This is a genomic window from Paenibacillus sp. FSL R10-2778, assembly GCF_038593035.1.
Lineage (GTDB): Bacteria > Bacillota > Bacilli > Paenibacillales > Paenibacillaceae > Paenibacillus_AQ > Paenibacillus_AQ odorifer.
Genome location: NZ_CP151956.1, coordinates 3,593,735 through 3,610,253, shown reverse-complemented (window position 1 = coordinate 3,610,253; position 16,519 = coordinate 3,593,735). Strand labels below are relative to the sequence as shown.

Below are 16,519 nucleotides of genomic sequence, written 5' to 3'. Positions count from 1 at the left end.
TCATACACAACTAATTTTTCACCCTATTTATGGTACGGTTCAGCCTGATTTGTCTTCACCGTGTGATACATCTGTTCCAAGATTTCAGGCACGTTTAGATTCTATTGTGATTGTGCGCCTGAGTCTGAACCAGCTGATCTTCTCAACTGCTGTGTTGCGGTCCCCATCTGCAGTTTCCGGGCAATCTGCTTGTTGCGCATTCCTTGATACCTTCAATAGTCCTCCTTGCTTCATTTAGAGTTATATATACTGGTTCTCTCAAATTAATCACATAATCTAGTGCTCCGAATAATAAAAAAAGCCCGCAAGCTAGTTACCTGCGGCTGTGAATTTAGGATATGTTGTTATTTATTATTATCTCTCCCCTCTCCAACAAGCCTTAGCCCACTTTCATGGAGTTAGTTGCTTGTGGAAGCTACAACAAAGGTTATACGCGTTGAATCGTGGCTATCATGACACCGGCAAATCCAATGCCTAACTGCACCAGTATTTCCGTGGGCACGCAGGACACGCCATGCGGTTTTCAAGTGGCAATCGCCTCCTTCTGTTCCTTAGCTTTTGGGAATCCTTGATCCACACCTTGTTCTCTACGATTATCACGCAAGAGCTCGTACGTCACATACACCGGTCGCCCTGTTCGTGGTTCCAGCATAATCTCGGCATCAATGGCAAATACCTCACGCAGCGTCCGTACCGTCATTACACGCTCTGGCGAACCATGCTCCACCACCTGACCCTCACGAATCGCCACCATATAGTCGGAGAAGCGTGCTGCCAGATTCAGGTCATGCAGCACCATCACAATCGTCACCTGTTGACTGCGATTTAGTTCATAGAGCAGTTCCAGCACTTCAAGCTGATGCGCCAGGTCCAGATAGGTGGTGGGTTCATCCAGCAGGATCAGATCGGTTTGCTGGGCGAGCGCCATCGCAATCCATACGCGCTGACGCTGACCGCCAGATAGCGTATCGACCTCACGATGCTCAAATGCTGTAAGCTGTGTAACCGATAGAGCCCAGGCTACTACTTGCTTATCCTCTTTGGAGAGCTTGCCGAAGCCCCGTTGATGAGGAAAACGCCCATAGGCGATTAATTGACCGACCGTCAAACCGCTCGGTGCGGTTGGCGTCTGCGGCAGAATTGCCATCTGTTTGGCCACTTCCTTGGTGGACAGCGTACGGATATCGGCGCCATTCAGATAAACCGTACCATTATTCGTCTTGAGCAACCGACCGACTGCCTTTAGTACGGTTGATTTGCCGCATCCATTGGGACCAATAATCGAGGTAATCTGTCCACGCGGAATCTGCAAGTTCAGTTCTTTTACGATAAGCGTGTCATTATAGGCAATATCGATTTGTTGCGCTGTAATACTTTCCATGACGTCCTCCTAATTGGCCTTCGATAGTAAATAAAGAAAGTACGGAACACTGATGACCGTAATGACAATTCCCGTCGGCACATCTCCCCCCAGGCTAACCGTCCGCGTAATCGTGTCAGCAAGTACCACGACTAATCCCCCGGTCAGGCTGGCAGCCGGAACGAGCAATTTGTGATCGGGCCCGACCAGTTTTCTTGCCATATGCGGCGCGATCAAGCCAACGAAAAAGAAGCTTCCGCCCACAGCCACACTGCCAGAGGATAAAGCAACCGCAGCGATCGACAACCCCAAAAACTGCCGCTTCACGGCAAGACCCAGCCCTTCTGCCGTCTGATTGCCCAGATGGAGGGTGTTGAGTATGCGAGACTTGTAGAAAATATAGCCGAGTAAAATCAAGACCCATGGTGCCAGTACGGAAATATAACGCCAATCAGCGCCCCACAAGCTTCCCGCCAGCCAATGCAGCATGAAATCCATCTGCGAATCATTCAGCTTGAGAGTCAGGAAGGTGGTCAGCGCTTCATACCCGCTTCCGAGTGCGACCCCGGTTAAGATCAAACCGATTGGCGAAATATCTCGCCCACGGCGATACGATAATAAGAAGATCAATCCCGCCGCCAATAATCCGCCAACAAAGGCCAGTAGTGGTAGGGCAATAAAGGAGCCCTTTCCTGTCGATGCGATGAATACGACGAAGAACAGGACAAACAAACCCGATCCCGAACTAATCCCCAGCGTCCCTGGACTAGCCATGTCATTACGCAGCAAACTCTGCATCACGACCCCAGCCGCTCCCATTCCCAGACCTACCAAGATCGACAGTGTGATTCGTGGCAGGCGAAAATCGAACACGATCAGATTTTGCTTATCTGTACCGTTTCCGAGGAGAACATTCAGCACTTCTAGCGGTGAAAGATTCATTTTGCCAGAATTCATGCTAATGACAGCAAACATAAGGATGAGCACCATAAGCACTATATTGACGATAATGCCCCTTTGCACCGTATAACGCTGCTTGATCATTCAGATTCCCTCCTTTGCTTGCGAGCCAGGAAGAGAAAGTACGGCACACCAATGATAGAAAATATAATACCAATCGGTGTTTCGAACGGCTTATTGATCAAGCGGCCAGCCAGATCGGCCGACACGGTCAGCAACGCACCATATAGTGCAACTGCCGGAATAATGTAACGATAGTCGACACCGACCATGTATCGCACAATATGTGGGGTAATCAGACCAACAAACCCGATCGGACCAACTAAGACAACAGCCAATCCAGTCAGCACAAGCACGATAATCGTCGATAAACCTTTGACCAGTCCGCTACGAATACCGAGTCCACTTGCCACATCATCCCCCAAACTGAGCAGTGTAACAGAAGGAGATAGCGCCAGCGCCAGCAGTACACCACCAACAAATAGCGGTGAGATGATCAGCAATTCCCCCCACTTAACCCCCGCTGTACTGCCTGCCGTCCAGAATGCTAATGCTCGACCCAGATTATAATTGATCGCTAAATACTGACTGAGTGCGCCAAATAGCATAGAGATGGACAGTCCTGCCAGTACCAGCCGCTGAGGCGTCATCCCGCGCTTGCCCAGTGACGCGATGAAGTAAGTGATCCCGGTCGCGAGTGCTGCTCCCAGACAAGCAAACAGCATCATATGCCCATACGAATAACCCGGCAGAAAGGCCAGGCAAAGAGCAATCGCGAATGCTGCACCAGAGCTGATGCCCATCAGCCCGGAGTCAGCCAGCGGATTTCGCGTCGTTCCCTGCATAATAGCCCCACATACCGCAAGGCTGCATCCGACGATCAGATCGGCTACGGTACGCGGAAGACGTAGGGTTTGTATAATTTGATGCTCAGTGAGCGTTGGATCAAATCGGAAAATAGCCTCCCATGCAGTCGCTAACCTCATGTCGGCGGCGCCGAAGCTAATCGACGCCGCCGACATGAGAACCGTTAATCCAAGCCCTACCACCATGTACATGGTGAAATTCACCGCCCCACGGCGTTTTTGTTCAGGCTTGTTTTTCATTACGCTTTCCTTTCCTTACCTACTGATAGTCATATTTACAAATTGGAGTACTTCTTTTTACCTCGTCAAAATCCTTATCTAGCCATAGCCAGCAATTGATTTACAATATGATCAATCAATGCACTGGAAGTCATTATATCCGTGGACCAAGATAGCGATGTACCCACCGATATGATCCGATTATGTTGCACAGCAGGTAGCGATTTCCAGACCGCATTATCAGTAGGGACTTCCGTATCTCCTATAGCGATTAGATAATCCCCTATGTAAGCAGCCAAGACCTCCATAGAGATATCTCCCCAATATTTATCTGTGTCAATAATATCAGTTTGAACTTTTGAAGGTGCCTTCATTTTAAGTCCATTATAAACAAGCTCGCCAACCGCATGCTTGGCTCCAGCGATGTAGTTACTTTTATCACTGAATTCCCCCATAGTAATCGTCACGTCTGAAAGACCTGCATTCTGAAGGGCTAGCTTCGCTTCTTCGATTTTTCCGGCATAAGCACTCAGAACAGCCTTAGCCTCTTCCTGCTTGTTCAAAACATCACCAATAAAATGTATCCGCTCTTCTGTAGTCATATCACCATAAGGGACATAAATTGTCGGGGCAATTTTGGATAAATCTTCATAATTTTCATCGCCCCATGCTAAAATGATCAGATCAGGCTCAAGAGTCATGACATCTTCCGGCTCCATAGCTATTTTAATAGAGTCTGTAATCTGGTTAGCAAAAACAGCCTCTTTCCCGTCCCTTGCCGCTCTCGCCACCCCTAAAGGAGTTACACCTAGGGCCACCACATCACCAACCAAATAATCGACTACAACACGCTGAGGGTTGTTCGGTACCTTAACGTCACCCTTTACTGTGGATATCGTTCTCGTCTGCGAGACTGCTTCTGAAGCTTCCGGTTGTGTCGTCTGTTGTGTCTGCGCAGGGTTTGAATTCACCGTTCCCCCGTTATTCGATGGCGTTCCCGACGCACATGCCGACAATAACAGCATCAAGCTCATCGTCGCCGCCAAGATCATTTCTTTACTTCTTACTTTTCCAAACATGGTTGATTCCCCTTCTCTATAAGACTGGACTAGACCCGCTAGTTCCCTCTCATAGTAAAGAAAATGAGAATCATTATCAATACCATCAACCTGCATAGATAGTGCGTTTATTTTCCGATAATCACTTGGTGTCATCTTGTAATACTTCTTAAACATCCGAAACAGATTTTTCTCATCTGCAAAACCAGATCCTGTTGCGATCTCTTTAATGGTTGCTTCTGTATGTTTCAAGTCATGGCAGGCAGCTTCAATCCTTCTCTGAATGAGGTACTCCTGTAAGCTCATGCCTTCCTTTTTTTTGAACAGCCGCGTCAATTGCCCGCCACTGATCCCAAACATATCAGCAATTTCTTGGAACATAATCGGCTGCATGTAATGTTTATCGAGATATATCTTGGCAGAACAGGCTGGATCTGGCTGGAGATACCGAATCTCCCCACTCTCAAAATCTCTGTACACCCCATGTATCAATTGATATAGAAAACTTTTGGCCTGCAACTGATCCATCGCTTTGCCGCGGTTCCAGCCATTCATCATCTGTTGAAACCAATCGAGTAGCAAGATAGGATTACTTGGTGTATAACCATACTGTTGAACAAATGGATTTACTTCCTCGAGTAATTGCTGCAGGTGCCTCTTGAAAAAAAGAGGTAATTCTGCTTTATAAAATACCATAAAGGTCTTCACCTTCTCCCCTTTAGGCGAAATACTGAGCAGGCTCCCCTTCCCTCCGTGAACTAAACCAAAGCGTTCCATTCCAAATGTGGTTTCATTCAGTTGAATTTGTGCTTCTCCTCCACATGCATAGATAAACATGCTACTAGGCATTTTATACTGCTCCAACGGGTATTGGGACGCTACATTCTGAAAACGTACATCTATTAATGTAATGATCGAACGTGTCCAAATGTGGGCCATCGTATCGATCATCTCCGGTGTAAATACCTGGCTTGCTGCTGCTTCGTCTTGCATCTATCTGCGCTCCTTCATCTCACCTTTTGCAATTTATATATCACCTATCAATTCAATTGATATTGATTATCAATATCATAATTAATGAGGTAAGTATATCATCATTAAGTGACATTGGGGACAAGTTCTTGCCCTAAACAAAAGACAAGAACTTGTACCGATAAAAAAAGCCGCGCACAGCGCGGCATCCAGTGAGACTATGTTCTTGTCCTCTGAGCGAAGAATCGTTTCTATAATGTCAGTAGAAGATATTATTTACAGCTAAATATTCCGAAGCAGTGAAAGATTAAGTTCCGCTCTCCCTAAGTAGCCGCTGCAGATAACGGGGCGGTTAATGATTTCATACTTTTTTTAAGATCCGAAATGTACTCTTGGCTCCAAGTTTCAAAAGAATCGAATTCCGCCTTAGAAATTTGATGGTACTCCGGGGAGTCGGTTACCCCCGTAAGGACCTCATATGCATAAATATTATCGCCAAACTTTCCTACTGATTGGTATCTTCCTGTTTTCAGGCAGATATAATCGGTATATTTCACGGTCATCCCTCATCCTGTCATTGATTTCCTCAAGTCCATTAATTTAATCTTGTATAAATCTAACTCCGCAGCAACTCGTCCCGCGCTTCCGTCAGTGCGAACCCCAGCAGATTTCTGCCCCGCCATTTCATGGGATTCTCAGCATCCGGATTGGACTGGCCCATGCCGATCCCCCAAATACGGTCCCGCGGGCTAGCCTCGACGAGGATGCGGTTCTTCGTCGAGTTAAGATAATCGTTAAGCTTCAGATTCTGCGAAAATTTGGCCAAGCTGGCTCTTTTGACGATGCTGTAACATTCCTTATCCCAAATATCTTTGTCAAAGTTTTGGACCGCACGTCCAAAAGCCTTCATCTCCTTTGGATGCTTAGCTTTAAGGATGGACTCCAGCATTTCGTCATCGCCGAACAACCTTGCCTTCTCGGCCATCATAAACTGCTCGGCGCATGAGTACTGCGTTCCCTCTACCGTGAACGGGCACAGCCACCATTGGCTGAAGCAGCTTTTATCAACGCTCCCGTCCTTAGGCGGTGTATGTCCCCAAAAAAACACGAATTTGAACTTTTTTCCCTCGTTATATGCTTTTCTTAACTCATCGATATTGTAAATCATCGTTAACCCTCCAAATTTCTCCGATATAAGCGGGATGGTCTATGCCCCGCATTTTCGGTATAATGATCGGTCTCCACTACAAGATCGGCTACTTTACGCCGGAAGGCCGCCTTCAACAGCTCTTTATCCATAATTACCTCATAAACCTGCTGCAGTTCCGTCAAGGTAAAAAGCTTCGGCATCAAGTGCAGTGCAATATCGGTGTAATTCACTTTTCCCCGTAACCGATCAATAGCGCATGCTATGATCTTCGCATGGTCGAAAGCCAATCCGTCATTCGATACGATCTCATAATCCGTGCCAGTCGATGTAGTCTTCGCTGTCATAGTCCTCGCCACGACCGCCGAAAGTTCTTCTTCTTCACTACTTAGTTTGAGTTCGTACTCAAGTGTCTTGATGTATCCGTCCACAATCAGTTCTTTTTGCTCCCGCAGCGGCCGATAGGATACCTTGAACCAGGCGGCGTCTGCTGCATCATCTCCTGCCTTAAGCTCCAACTTGTCGCTATTGATCAGAGCCATATAGCTACAGCTTATTACCCAGGTTCGTGGGTCGCGCCCGATATCACTGAACGTATACAGCTGCTCCAGATAAACGTCTTCTACGCCAGTTTCCTCGCATAGTTCCCTTACTGCTGCCTGCTCAGTCGTCTCATTCGGCCGGACAAAACCGCCAGGCAGCGCCCATTTGCCCAGGAAGGGGTGAGCCCCCCGGCGAATTAGTAGGACGCGTAGCTCTTTTTCCGGTAGTTTGCGATAACTGTCAGCCTCGTCTTCCGTCACAGTGAAGATAACCATATCCGTTGTCACTGAAGGACGCTCGTAATCGCCTGCCTTGTATTGCTTCAAAAATTCAGATTCCGTAAGTCCATCCTTATCCAACAAATCCAAGTGGGTATGCCTCCTTTATATTTGATTTAACCGTTCAGCTCTCCGAAATAGTTCCCGTAGGGCTCGAACTTTGCCAACACTTCATCTACCTTGCGTATACGTTCCTCCAGGCTCCCCCGCAGCGTAATATAGGGGATCCGCCGCTCCTTCAAATCCGCGATAATCTGTTTATGAAAGACATGCCGCTTCTGATCCCCGCTGCGGTCCCACGTATCGTCGTAAGGAATATCGTCAGCGCATAAGAAGAACAGATCATAACGTTGCGCGTTCTCCAGAGCGATCCGGGTTAACAGCTCGGGGGCCCGGCCGTGGTAATCTAGGGCGAACATATACGTCGTGATCGCATTGGTATCGACGAACAGAACCCGGTTCGCCGCAAGCATTGCCTGTTCTTCGCGCTCGATATGACCCACCGCGATTTCATCGAACGCTTCCAAGCCGATTCGGCGGTCCACCTGATGTTCGGTCCAATAATCGCGTCCGTATTCGCTTGCGAACGTTGTGCAATATCGCTGTGCCAGTGCTTCGGTGATTGTCGACTTACCCGTTGACATCGCTCCAACGAATACCAATTTCGTGATCAAATCCCGGTACACGATATCACTTACGAACTCCCTGTACTGATATGGATTGGAACGGACCATCGTCGCTGAGATCGGGACCCGCTCTCGAGCTTCATCCACCCGCCGGTCTATTGCACCCAAAGCGAGACTCATATGTTTGCCGTAGAATTCGCTCGAGTAAAAATGCGTTACTTGCTCTCCGTTCAGCAAACCGAGTATATACTGTTCTTCCCGAACCTCATGCTCCCTGTCATCCGAATATCCATCCGGACCATCCCAAGCTTCGATTACCCGGACTTCCGGATAGAGCCTGCGAATCCAATTTGCCCGGACATGAAGCGGGATCGGAGTGACTGTCGTTTCGTAAATGACTAGGATCAATTCATCGACCTCTTGTAGCGCCGTTTCAATCATGAACTGATGGCCTTTATGCAGCGGGGCAAACTTCCCCAGTGTTAGTCCAAGCGTGTTCATGCCGCCACCTCCTTCGCCCCTTTATTCCAAATATAGTACCCGTAAACTGCGTTGACCAGATACGCGCTCCACATCACGATCATCAGTAGGCCTTCACCGCTGCCCTCCAGCATGCGAATCGCCCACAGCAGCACCGTAAAGAGATTTAGTACGATATAGACCAGCCATTGTTCCTTGAATCTTCTAACCATTAAGAAGGTCGCCACAACAGACAGCACCGTTGTAGTGGCATCAATGTAAGGCGAATTCTGTCCCGGAATGAACGAAAGCCCAAATCCGAGCACTAAACAGCCGATTACACAGACCATCCCAACGAGGAGCAGTCTTCTAAGATCCATCTGCCGCATGGTCAGTCTACCGTCTTTTTGGCGATTATTTTTCCACATGTAGAAGCCAATGACATTCATTGGAACAAAGAATAGCAGATTCAGCATAACCTCTCCAAACAAACCGTTAATATAGGCCAAATAAGCATAACCGATGGTATTGTACATGCCGAAAACATAGCTCATCAGGTTGCCCTTCGCTGCAAGCACCACGCATAACACCCCAGTAATAAATACCGTGAATCCGAATAAAGAGTCCTTTGTAATCACTGTAAACCCGACAGCGATTGAGGTAAATAGTATCAACCACGTAATTTCGAACAGATTCCAGTTAGCCGCCACCTTTTTCATCTTGCATCCCTCCGCTTTTTCCACTCATTCATAGAGCGAAAAAAATTAGTTATACTTAGTATCATTTTGTTAATAACATATTGTTACTATCAAAAATAACAGAAAATTCTGCGAAGGGCAAGCAAATTCTTCCTATTTCCACAGACAGGTACTTATTTAAGGCTTATCAACAGAACTAACTTTAAATTTGTAAAAATAAAAAGAAACCCCTATTAAAAGGGATTTCCTCTAATCTTGTTCAACTAACGTACCAATAGGTGGACTGTTTTTTAAGGTTTACTATTCCGTCTTTCTACTCAAATAAATAATCACCCTCTTTTTCTAAGAGAACAGGTAAATACGAGTTACCATTTCAGTAAACATGAAATCATCCCCACAATTAAATTGTGCACTTCATTACATAAACCCGTCTTCGGGTTCATCAACATCAAATCCTAATACTTTTGTCGCTTCCAATTTAAATCTCTCTATCCAAGAACTCCAATCACTATTACTCATCTGTGCGTAAAATGATAAACCACTTGGCTCCACTGAAGCACAATAAAAACATCATCATCTTCCTGCCCGAACCAATAAGGAATTCCATTTTTATATATCGTCATCAACTTATAAGAGTCAGTAGCTCCGATAGAATAACTCTAAGCTCAAGTTCCGTCTGCTCTGACTTCACGGCTTTTTCCAGCTTTGCACGGCTTCCGAATATCCGGTATAGAACCTGCTCTTGTTCATATATTTCTTTAGGTGACAGCTCTTGTAGCAGCGCTTCTGCTAGCACGACCCGATCGATCACGAAGTTTTTGACAGATCTTGCTTCCTCATTTCCTGCTAGCAGGATGTCTACTAGGACTGGCATAAGCTCAGCCTCCACGCCGTGCGCATCAATAAAGGTCTCCGCATAACTATCCTGTATCATTTGGTGCTCCGAATCTACCATCTCCATATAACGAGAGACGAGTGAGAAATATTCCTTGCTATATAATCCTAATCCGAGTACAGCATAGGTACCAGGCATGACCGACTTTTCACCCGGTTCCGTGTCCTTATACCACGCATAGGGCTCCATAGCGATATCCGCATACGCAGCCAGCTTAGGAAAAAGAGACGGATAGGCTAGTGCACCAGCAAAAAACTGATGAAGATCTGATTTAGCCATTTTTTTTAGAGGAAGATAGTTCTTTTGTTTGCTTTTCAGTTTCAGGTTATATTCCTTCGGGAATCCCTGCTGCAGCAATTCGGTAATGTGATCCAATGCTTCTCCATAAGCTGCTTCCTCCTCGTTCAAAATCCGGACTTCAATGCTCTGTGTTACATCATTATTATCAACTTCAACACGGGTCCCTTTATATACTGGAGTGAATTTCCCGCTTCCCCCCTGGATATACTCCGCTGCGTGTTTTGAACCAAGCTGGACAGCTAGTTTCAAATATTGTTCCCGGATGTCCGGTTTCGTTTTTCCAATTTGCAGAGCGGCATATACAAAAAAGGAAAGTTGATCTGCATTCGGATCCATAAGCGCCATATCCTCTTTAGGTATCCAATCCATTCTAAAACTGCCTGTACGCACAAAATAGCGTGGAAGAAAAATATTTTGAATCCAATTATCCATAGCCAAAGTATACTGGCCCGTCCATTCGTCTAAGCGTCGCCTATTACTTCTGAGCTTGTCGGATAAATGCTCAATTAATGGGCCAACCGCATTTTCTTCTTGCTTCATAAGATCAGGGTTCATCAAGTGATGAGAAAAGAAAAACTGGTCATCAACACTCGGCAATACGGGAAGATCAGACATGATTTTGGATGTTATAAACTTCTGTAATGATTTGCGGAGTTCGTTCAGCTTCTCTTCGTTAACCAGATGCACGCAAAGTGTTAAGTCTTCGTCCTCCATTTCAAAGGAAAGTACGATCTGGAATCGGTAATCAAAAAAACGAGGACCTAACTTCTCTGATAAAAAAAGCTCCTCCACTCTCTTGCATAATGCCGGGTAAAGTTCAGATCTAATTAATTCATCCGTGAGTTCGGCGATATAAGGACCTGCTTCGATTTCATAAGAGCTGTCCGTCCAATCGAACGGTTCTTCAACATCAATATGTATTTTTCCGTCACGCCAAGCTACCTGAAGATAATCCTTTATCCCTGCCTGGAGCGGACGATTTCCTATGAATTCATTTATTCTTATAGTCTCTTTGTTGTATATGGTTATCATCTCGCTCCACACATCGTCTAAAAACCTCTGTACTGCTGCGTTCATTCCCATTCCTCCTCATAGTTAGTGCTAATAGAACCTAGTACTCCTCATGCAGATTGAAGACGGAGCAGCAGTTGATCAACCAGATCTGTCTCTCGCAGCTGGTTGATCCAGCGCTGAGGGATATGCTCATACCCATATCGGATTCCGGCAAGACCACCTGTGATACAGGCTGTTGTATCCGTGTCGTTGCCTAAGGCAACTGCTCGTTTGACGGCATCTTCGTAGGAAGTGCAGGTTTGGAGGATCATACACGCACTGAACAAGGAATCCACAACATAACCAGATCCTTCGCCATAGAATACTTTATCTGGATGAATGTTCTCTTCGAGCTCCCGTTCATGCTCAGGCATCTGCTGGTAGATCGTTCGAAGCTTGCTAAGAGCAGTTCGGTAGCACAGATTGAAGTCTTGCTCTTGCAACAGTTCACGTGCAATTAACACATAGAAGGCACAACATACCTGATTACAGATATGTGCATGAGTTACAAGGCATTGAGTATGTGCATCCTGAACGAGTTGTTTATCTGTTCCTTTGTGCCACAAGGCAAGTGGTAGCACGCGCATTAGCGCCCCATTCCCTTTCCCATCAGGAACTGTATTGCCACTCTCGTAAGGGGACATTCCTTGGTAATAAGTAGACAACGTACGACTGGTTTGTATTCCAACATCAAAAACTTGTTGGGCTACTGCCCATCTACCTTCATGATACCAGTCGACCAATTTGTCAGCAAAATCAGTTAGCTCCAGTGTACCTTTATCGATCAGACTCTCCAGCAGACATAGTGCCTGCGCACCATCATCCGACCAGGTGCCGGCAGGAACATCTCGGTAGGTGGGCTGAAAGCCCACAGGAGGAGTAAACTCAATCTGCTCCAGAGGTGGGAGCTGCTCCGCTGATCTGAATTCATAGGGGACACCAAGAGCATCTCCAATCAATAAGCCGTAAAGCCCACCCTTAATCTTATCCCACATGTTGTATTCTCCTTATCACTAGATATAATTTGGATCAAGCTGTCTACAAATATATAAGCCTACCCTATCAATATTTAAACTGTTTTGCATCATGTAAATAAAAATTGAAGAAATAAGCTTCCAATGAACAATACGATAGTAATCTAAGCCTTTTTTGAAATCAATAATATATAACAAAAGATGAGGCTGTTTTTAAAATCAACAACCTCATCTTTTTTATGAATCTTTCCCGAATAATTACGTGTCTCTACTTAAATAACTATTCAACTTTTTCTGCGTATTCGCAGTTTATTTTAGTCCCTATAATTAGCTAGGATGAAGTGCCCGGGCCATCGCATCCATATAGCCCTGAATAGCGCGCTGACTCACTTCTGTTTCTGGAGCGAAAATTTCGAAAAGGTGAAAACAACCGGGATACAGGTGGAATTCAACATCTACACCTGCTTGTGCAAGTCGTGCCACATACTCCATTGTCTCGTCTCGGAATAGATCGAGCTGACCTATACAAGTATAGGCTGGCGGCAAACCTGCCAAGTTCTCCGCTCTCGAGGGTACTGCATAAGTAGATTCTCCTCTGACATCGCTCTCCTCGCCCAGGTACATGTTCCAAGCTGCTATGTTGTCTGTTCGTTTCCAGATTGCGCCTGCTTCCGTAATCTCATGACTGGACGGTGTGATGTTACGGTTGTCAAGCATCGGGTATAATGGCATTTGGAAAATAAGAGACGGTCCTCCTTTATCACGCGCCATCAGCGCGAGTGCTGCTGTCAGTCCGCCGCCACCGCTAGCACCGGCAATTGCAACCCGATCCACATCAATGCCAAGCAAGGCTGCCTCCTCCGTCATCCATACCAATCCAGCATAACAATCTTCGATCGCCGCCGGATAAGGGTGCTCGGGAGCAAGCCTATAATCAACCGATACGACTATACATTCAGCTGTCTGAACAAAACGTTCGCATAATTCGTCGTCCATATCCGGATGTCCTAACACGTATCCGCCCCCGTGAATCCATAGCATGGCAGGTAACAAGTCATTCGTTCGCCCGGCAGGCTCATAAATTTTCACCAGCATCTCGCCTCCATCCCTCGGGATTTTGCGCCTGGTTGTGTTTACATGCTCTGATCCTTCCACGGATGCAGCTGACACTAAGCTCCTGCTCCACTCTAAATTCTTCTCCAATTCAAACCCAGGAAATTGTGAATAAACCTCTCTTAATTCTGGTAGTATACGTGGTTCAACACTCATAATAATCCCTCCAAATAAAATAATGAATTCGTTCGTTTACGTCTTATTCATAGATAATCCTTATCCCATTTGAGCTTCCCACTTGGCAATTTCCTCTCGTACTCGCGGCGCAACCTCTGTACCGAGCAGTTCTATAGCCCGCATAACCAACTCATGCGGCATCGTACTTAAGGGAACATACATCATGAATCGTGTAATCCCTACATGCTTACGCAGATGGATTATTTTTTGGGCGACTGTTTCCGGATCCCCTACATACAACGCACCATCAAAGCGTCGGGCAGCATCATAGCTGGAACGATCGTAGTACGCCCACCCCCGTTCTTTGCCGAGCTTATTCATACCGTACTGGGTAGACGGAAAAAAGAGTTCTGCTGCCTGTTCCGTATCTTCTGCAACAAATCCGATGGAATGTGAACCTACCTGAAGCCGTGATACATCATGTCCGGCATGAGCTGCCGCCTTTTTATACAGTTGTACAAGCGGTGCAAAATTGGTTGGGTTTCCACCGATAATCGCCAGGACTAATGGCAGGCCCAGAAGTCCTGCACGCACGGCAGACTCCTGGGTACCGCCACTACCAATCCATATGGGTAAAGAGTGCTGAACAGGGCGCGGGTATACACCCAGATTATTTATCGCTGATCGATGTCCTCCACTCCATGTAACTTTCTCAGCTTCCCGTATTTTCAGAAGCAGCTCGATGTTTTCATTAAATAAATCCTCATAGTCATGCAAGTCATACCCAAAAAGCGGAAAGGATTCAACAAAGGAACCCCGGCCCGCTATAATCTCGGCACGTCCATTGGATAAGCCGTCAAGCGTGGCAAAATCCTGAAACACACGGACAGGATCAGCTGATGAAAGAACCGTCACAGCACTCGTCAATCGAATCCGCTTTGTTAGGGGGGCGGCAGCAGACAACACCACTGCTGGTGATGAAGCTGCATAATCTTCACGATGATGCTCACCTATGCCAAACACATCAAGTCCTACCTGATCCGCAAGGACGATTTCTTCGACGACTTCTCGTAATCGCTGTGCGTGACTCATCACAACTCCGGTCTCAGTATCAGGCTTTGTTTCTATGAACGAAGTAACACCTATTTCCATAGTTAATCTCTCCTTATATTTTCTCTAGCAATTCGCCCGACATCATCGGTGCAACCCAATTTCTTAAGAAGAATGCTCAAGACAACGGATTAAAGCCGTCCAATCCAACTCACCATAACCATTGGCAATTCCTTCAGACAAGTGATGGTGGATAAGCTGACCTAAAGGTAGAGGAGTTTGAACGGACTTCGCTGCCTCAATAGCCAATGCAACATCTTTTAACCCAAGCTTCATTTTAAAACCGGCCGGTTCAAAGCGCTGTTCGCTCATGATCGCTCCATAGTTCTGATATATTGGAGATTGAAAAAGAGCATTCACGACATTCATAAATCGGGACGAATCAATACCGTGCTTTTCTACCATTAGCTGCACTTCCGACAAAGCTTCCAGCATTGAAGCAATTAGAAAGTTAACGCCAATTTTCACAACGTTCCCTTCTTCGCCGTGATCCCCAATCTCTACTATCTCTTGACCCAATACTGTTAAAAGGGAACGTACCCGTTGTCTTGCTTGTTCCGGACCAGCTAAAATAATACGCAATTTAGCTTCTTTAGCGGCATCTGGGCGCCCCATCACCGTGGCAGACACAAAGTGTTGCTTTCGCTCCGCATGCGAGACGGATAATTTTCGAGCCAGATCTACGCTGATTGTACTGGCAGAGATGTGAATTCCATTTTCCGACAATCCATTCAGAACACCATCTGGTCCCTCGACGACCTCCTTCAAAGCAGTATCATCAGAAAGCATGGTAATTACAAGATTGCTTTCTTTCACTGCATCTAGCGGTGTTTTGGCATATCGTGCTCCCTGTTTCATTAAGGGTTCAACTTTTTCAGAGGTCCGATTAAAGATGACTAATTCATAACCCGCTTTCAACAGATTTTGGGCCATTGGGAGCCCCATATTTCCAAGCCCAATAAACGATACTTTCATTAGACACCTCTCCTTATTTTGAGGGATTTCTCAATAACGGAATGATCGTTCCGTAATAATTAAAAAAAATATAGTCTAACATATACTCCTTAATTAGCACCTTCAAAATATGGGGAATATGATAACGGAACGATCGTTCCGAAATAATTAAAAAAAATTAGATTCCTGCTATTACAAAGCTAATCATCTCTTTTGCACGTTCCGGATTCTGATCTGCTTTGGCCATAATATTAATGCTTTGATGTAAATTCAACAATAAATAAGACAACACTTTGATATCAGTCGTTTTATCAATTTCTCCCCGTTGCTGGCCTTTTTCTAAAAGGTCACAAAAAGCTTGCTCTAATTCCAAAAAACTAGTCTTTATCAACTCATTAATTTTTTCATCTGGCGACTCCAATGTTGTAGCTACATTCGTAACAAAACACCCGCCCGGCAGGCTGGTATCGTATGCTGAAGCAATATGATACTCAAAAAATTGAAGAATTCCATCTCTAACGCTAGATGCATGTTCAAGAATAGCCTGCTTATTGAAATTTCCCTTTTTATAATGCTCAAGGGCATCTGTATACAAGGTTTGCTTGTCGGAAAACGTATCGTAAAGGCTGGATCGGCTGATGCCCATCACCTCTAGTAAATCCGGTATGCTAGCCGCTTCATATCCTTTTTTCCAAAACAACAGCATGGCTTGATGCAGCGCTTGATCTTTGTTAAATTCTTTTGTCCTAGCGATAAGTAACACCTCCCGTCATTGAAATATAACATATCTGAACTGATCAGTCCAGATTTATAAAAT

General features: G+C 45.8%; 16 protein-coding genes. All 16 read right to left on the bottom strand.

What is annotated here, in order from left to right; genetic code table 11:
* Nucleotides 1-84: 84 nt before the first annotated feature.
* The 16 genes from NST40_RS15890 to NST40_RS15815 all read right to left on the bottom strand — a co-directional run bounded on the left by NST40_RS15890 (nt 85) and on the right by NST40_RS15815 (nt 16,465).
* A complete protein-coding gene (locus tag NST40_RS15890; protein WP_341002710.1) occupies nt 85-216 on the bottom strand; it encodes a hypothetical protein in 132 nt (43 codons plus the stop codon).
* 307 nt (nt 217-523) lie between these two features.
* Nucleotides 524-1,381 carry an ABC transporter ATP-binding protein gene (locus tag NST40_RS15885; RefSeq protein WP_076190254.1) on the bottom strand — a complete coding sequence of 286 codons (858 nt, stop codon included), beginning with the start codon at nt 1,379-1,381 and terminating at the stop codon, nt 524-526.
* Between the two features lie 9 nt (nt 1,382-1,390).
* Nucleotides 1,391-2,404, bottom strand: coding sequence for an iron ABC transporter permease (locus NST40_RS15880; RefSeq protein WP_076316460.1), 1,014 nt, complete (start codon nt 2,402-2,404; stop codon nt 1,391-1,393).
* Nucleotides 2,401-3,378 carry an iron ABC transporter permease gene (locus NST40_RS15875; RefSeq protein ID WP_254848968.1) on the bottom strand — a complete coding sequence of 326 codons (978 nt, stop codon included), beginning with the start codon at nt 3,376-3,378 and terminating at the stop codon, nt 2,401-2,403. Before NST40_RS15875 ends, NST40_RS15880 begins: the two co-directional genes overlap by 4 nt.
* 122 nt (nt 3,379-3,500) lie before the next feature.
* Complete coding sequence (locus NST40_RS15870) at nt 3,501-5,456, bottom strand: AraC family transcriptional regulator (protein WP_341002708.1); 1,956 nt, start codon at nt 5,454-5,456, stop codon at nt 3,501-3,503.
* Nucleotides 5,457-5,758: 302 nt separating this feature from the next.
* Nucleotides 5,759-5,992, bottom strand: a complete 234-nt coding sequence (locus NST40_RS15865) for a hypothetical protein (RefSeq protein WP_341086724.1) — start codon at nt 5,990-5,992, stop codon at nt 5,759-5,761.
* 59 nt (nt 5,993-6,051) lie between these two features.
* Nucleotides 6,052-6,603 (bottom strand): NADAR family protein, encoded by a 552-nt coding sequence (locus NST40_RS15860; protein ID WP_076277377.1) that lies wholly within the window; start codon nt 6,601-6,603, stop codon nt 6,052-6,054.
* A gap of 2 nt (nt 6,604-6,605) precedes the next feature.
* On the bottom strand, nt 6,606-7,493 hold the full coding sequence (locus tag NST40_RS15855) for an NUDIX domain-containing protein (RefSeq protein WP_076277376.1): 888 nt from the start codon (nt 7,491-7,493) through the stop codon (nt 6,606-6,608).
* A 26-nt stretch (nt 7,494-7,519) separates the two neighbouring features.
* Nucleotides 7,520-8,530, bottom strand: coding sequence for an AAA family ATPase (locus tag NST40_RS15850; protein WP_076184878.1), 1,011 nt, complete (start codon nt 8,528-8,530; stop codon nt 7,520-7,522).
* Nucleotides 8,527-9,207, bottom strand: coding sequence for a nicotinamide riboside transporter PnuC (gene pnuC / locus NST40_RS15845; RefSeq protein ID WP_076217644.1), 681 nt, complete (start codon nt 9,205-9,207; stop codon nt 8,527-8,529). The genes NST40_RS15850 and pnuC overlap by 4 nt, the downstream gene beginning before the upstream one ends.
* A gap of 601 nt (nt 9,208-9,808) precedes the next feature.
* Entirely contained in the window at nt 9,809-11,458 is a 1,650-nt protein-coding gene (locus NST40_RS15840) for a DUF6138 family protein (protein WP_342409701.1), read from the bottom strand.
* A 44-nt stretch (nt 11,459-11,502) separates the two neighbouring features.
* A complete protein-coding gene (locus NST40_RS15835; protein WP_076126570.1) occupies nt 11,503-12,429 on the bottom strand; it encodes an ADP-ribosylglycohydrolase family protein in 927 nt (308 codons plus the stop codon).
* Nucleotides 12,430-12,735: 306 nt separating this feature from the next.
* A complete protein-coding gene (locus NST40_RS15830) occupies nt 12,736-13,677 on the bottom strand; it encodes an alpha/beta hydrolase (protein ID WP_342409700.1) in 942 nt (313 codons plus the stop codon).
* A 60-nt stretch (nt 13,678-13,737) separates the two neighbouring features.
* Entirely contained in the window at nt 13,738-14,790 is a 1,053-nt protein-coding gene (locus tag NST40_RS15825; RefSeq protein WP_342409699.1) for an LLM class flavin-dependent oxidoreductase, read from the bottom strand.
* Between the two features lie 63 nt (nt 14,791-14,853).
* On the bottom strand, nt 14,854-15,723 hold the full coding sequence (locus tag NST40_RS15820) for an NAD(P)-dependent oxidoreductase (protein ID WP_342409698.1): 870 nt from the start codon (nt 15,721-15,723) through the stop codon (nt 14,854-14,856).
* Nucleotides 15,724-15,880: 157 nt separating this feature from the next.
* A complete protein-coding gene (locus NST40_RS15815; RefSeq protein ID WP_341002694.1) occupies nt 15,881-16,465 on the bottom strand; it encodes a TetR/AcrR family transcriptional regulator in 585 nt (194 codons plus the stop codon).
* Nucleotides 16,466-16,519: the final 54 nt, after the last annotated feature.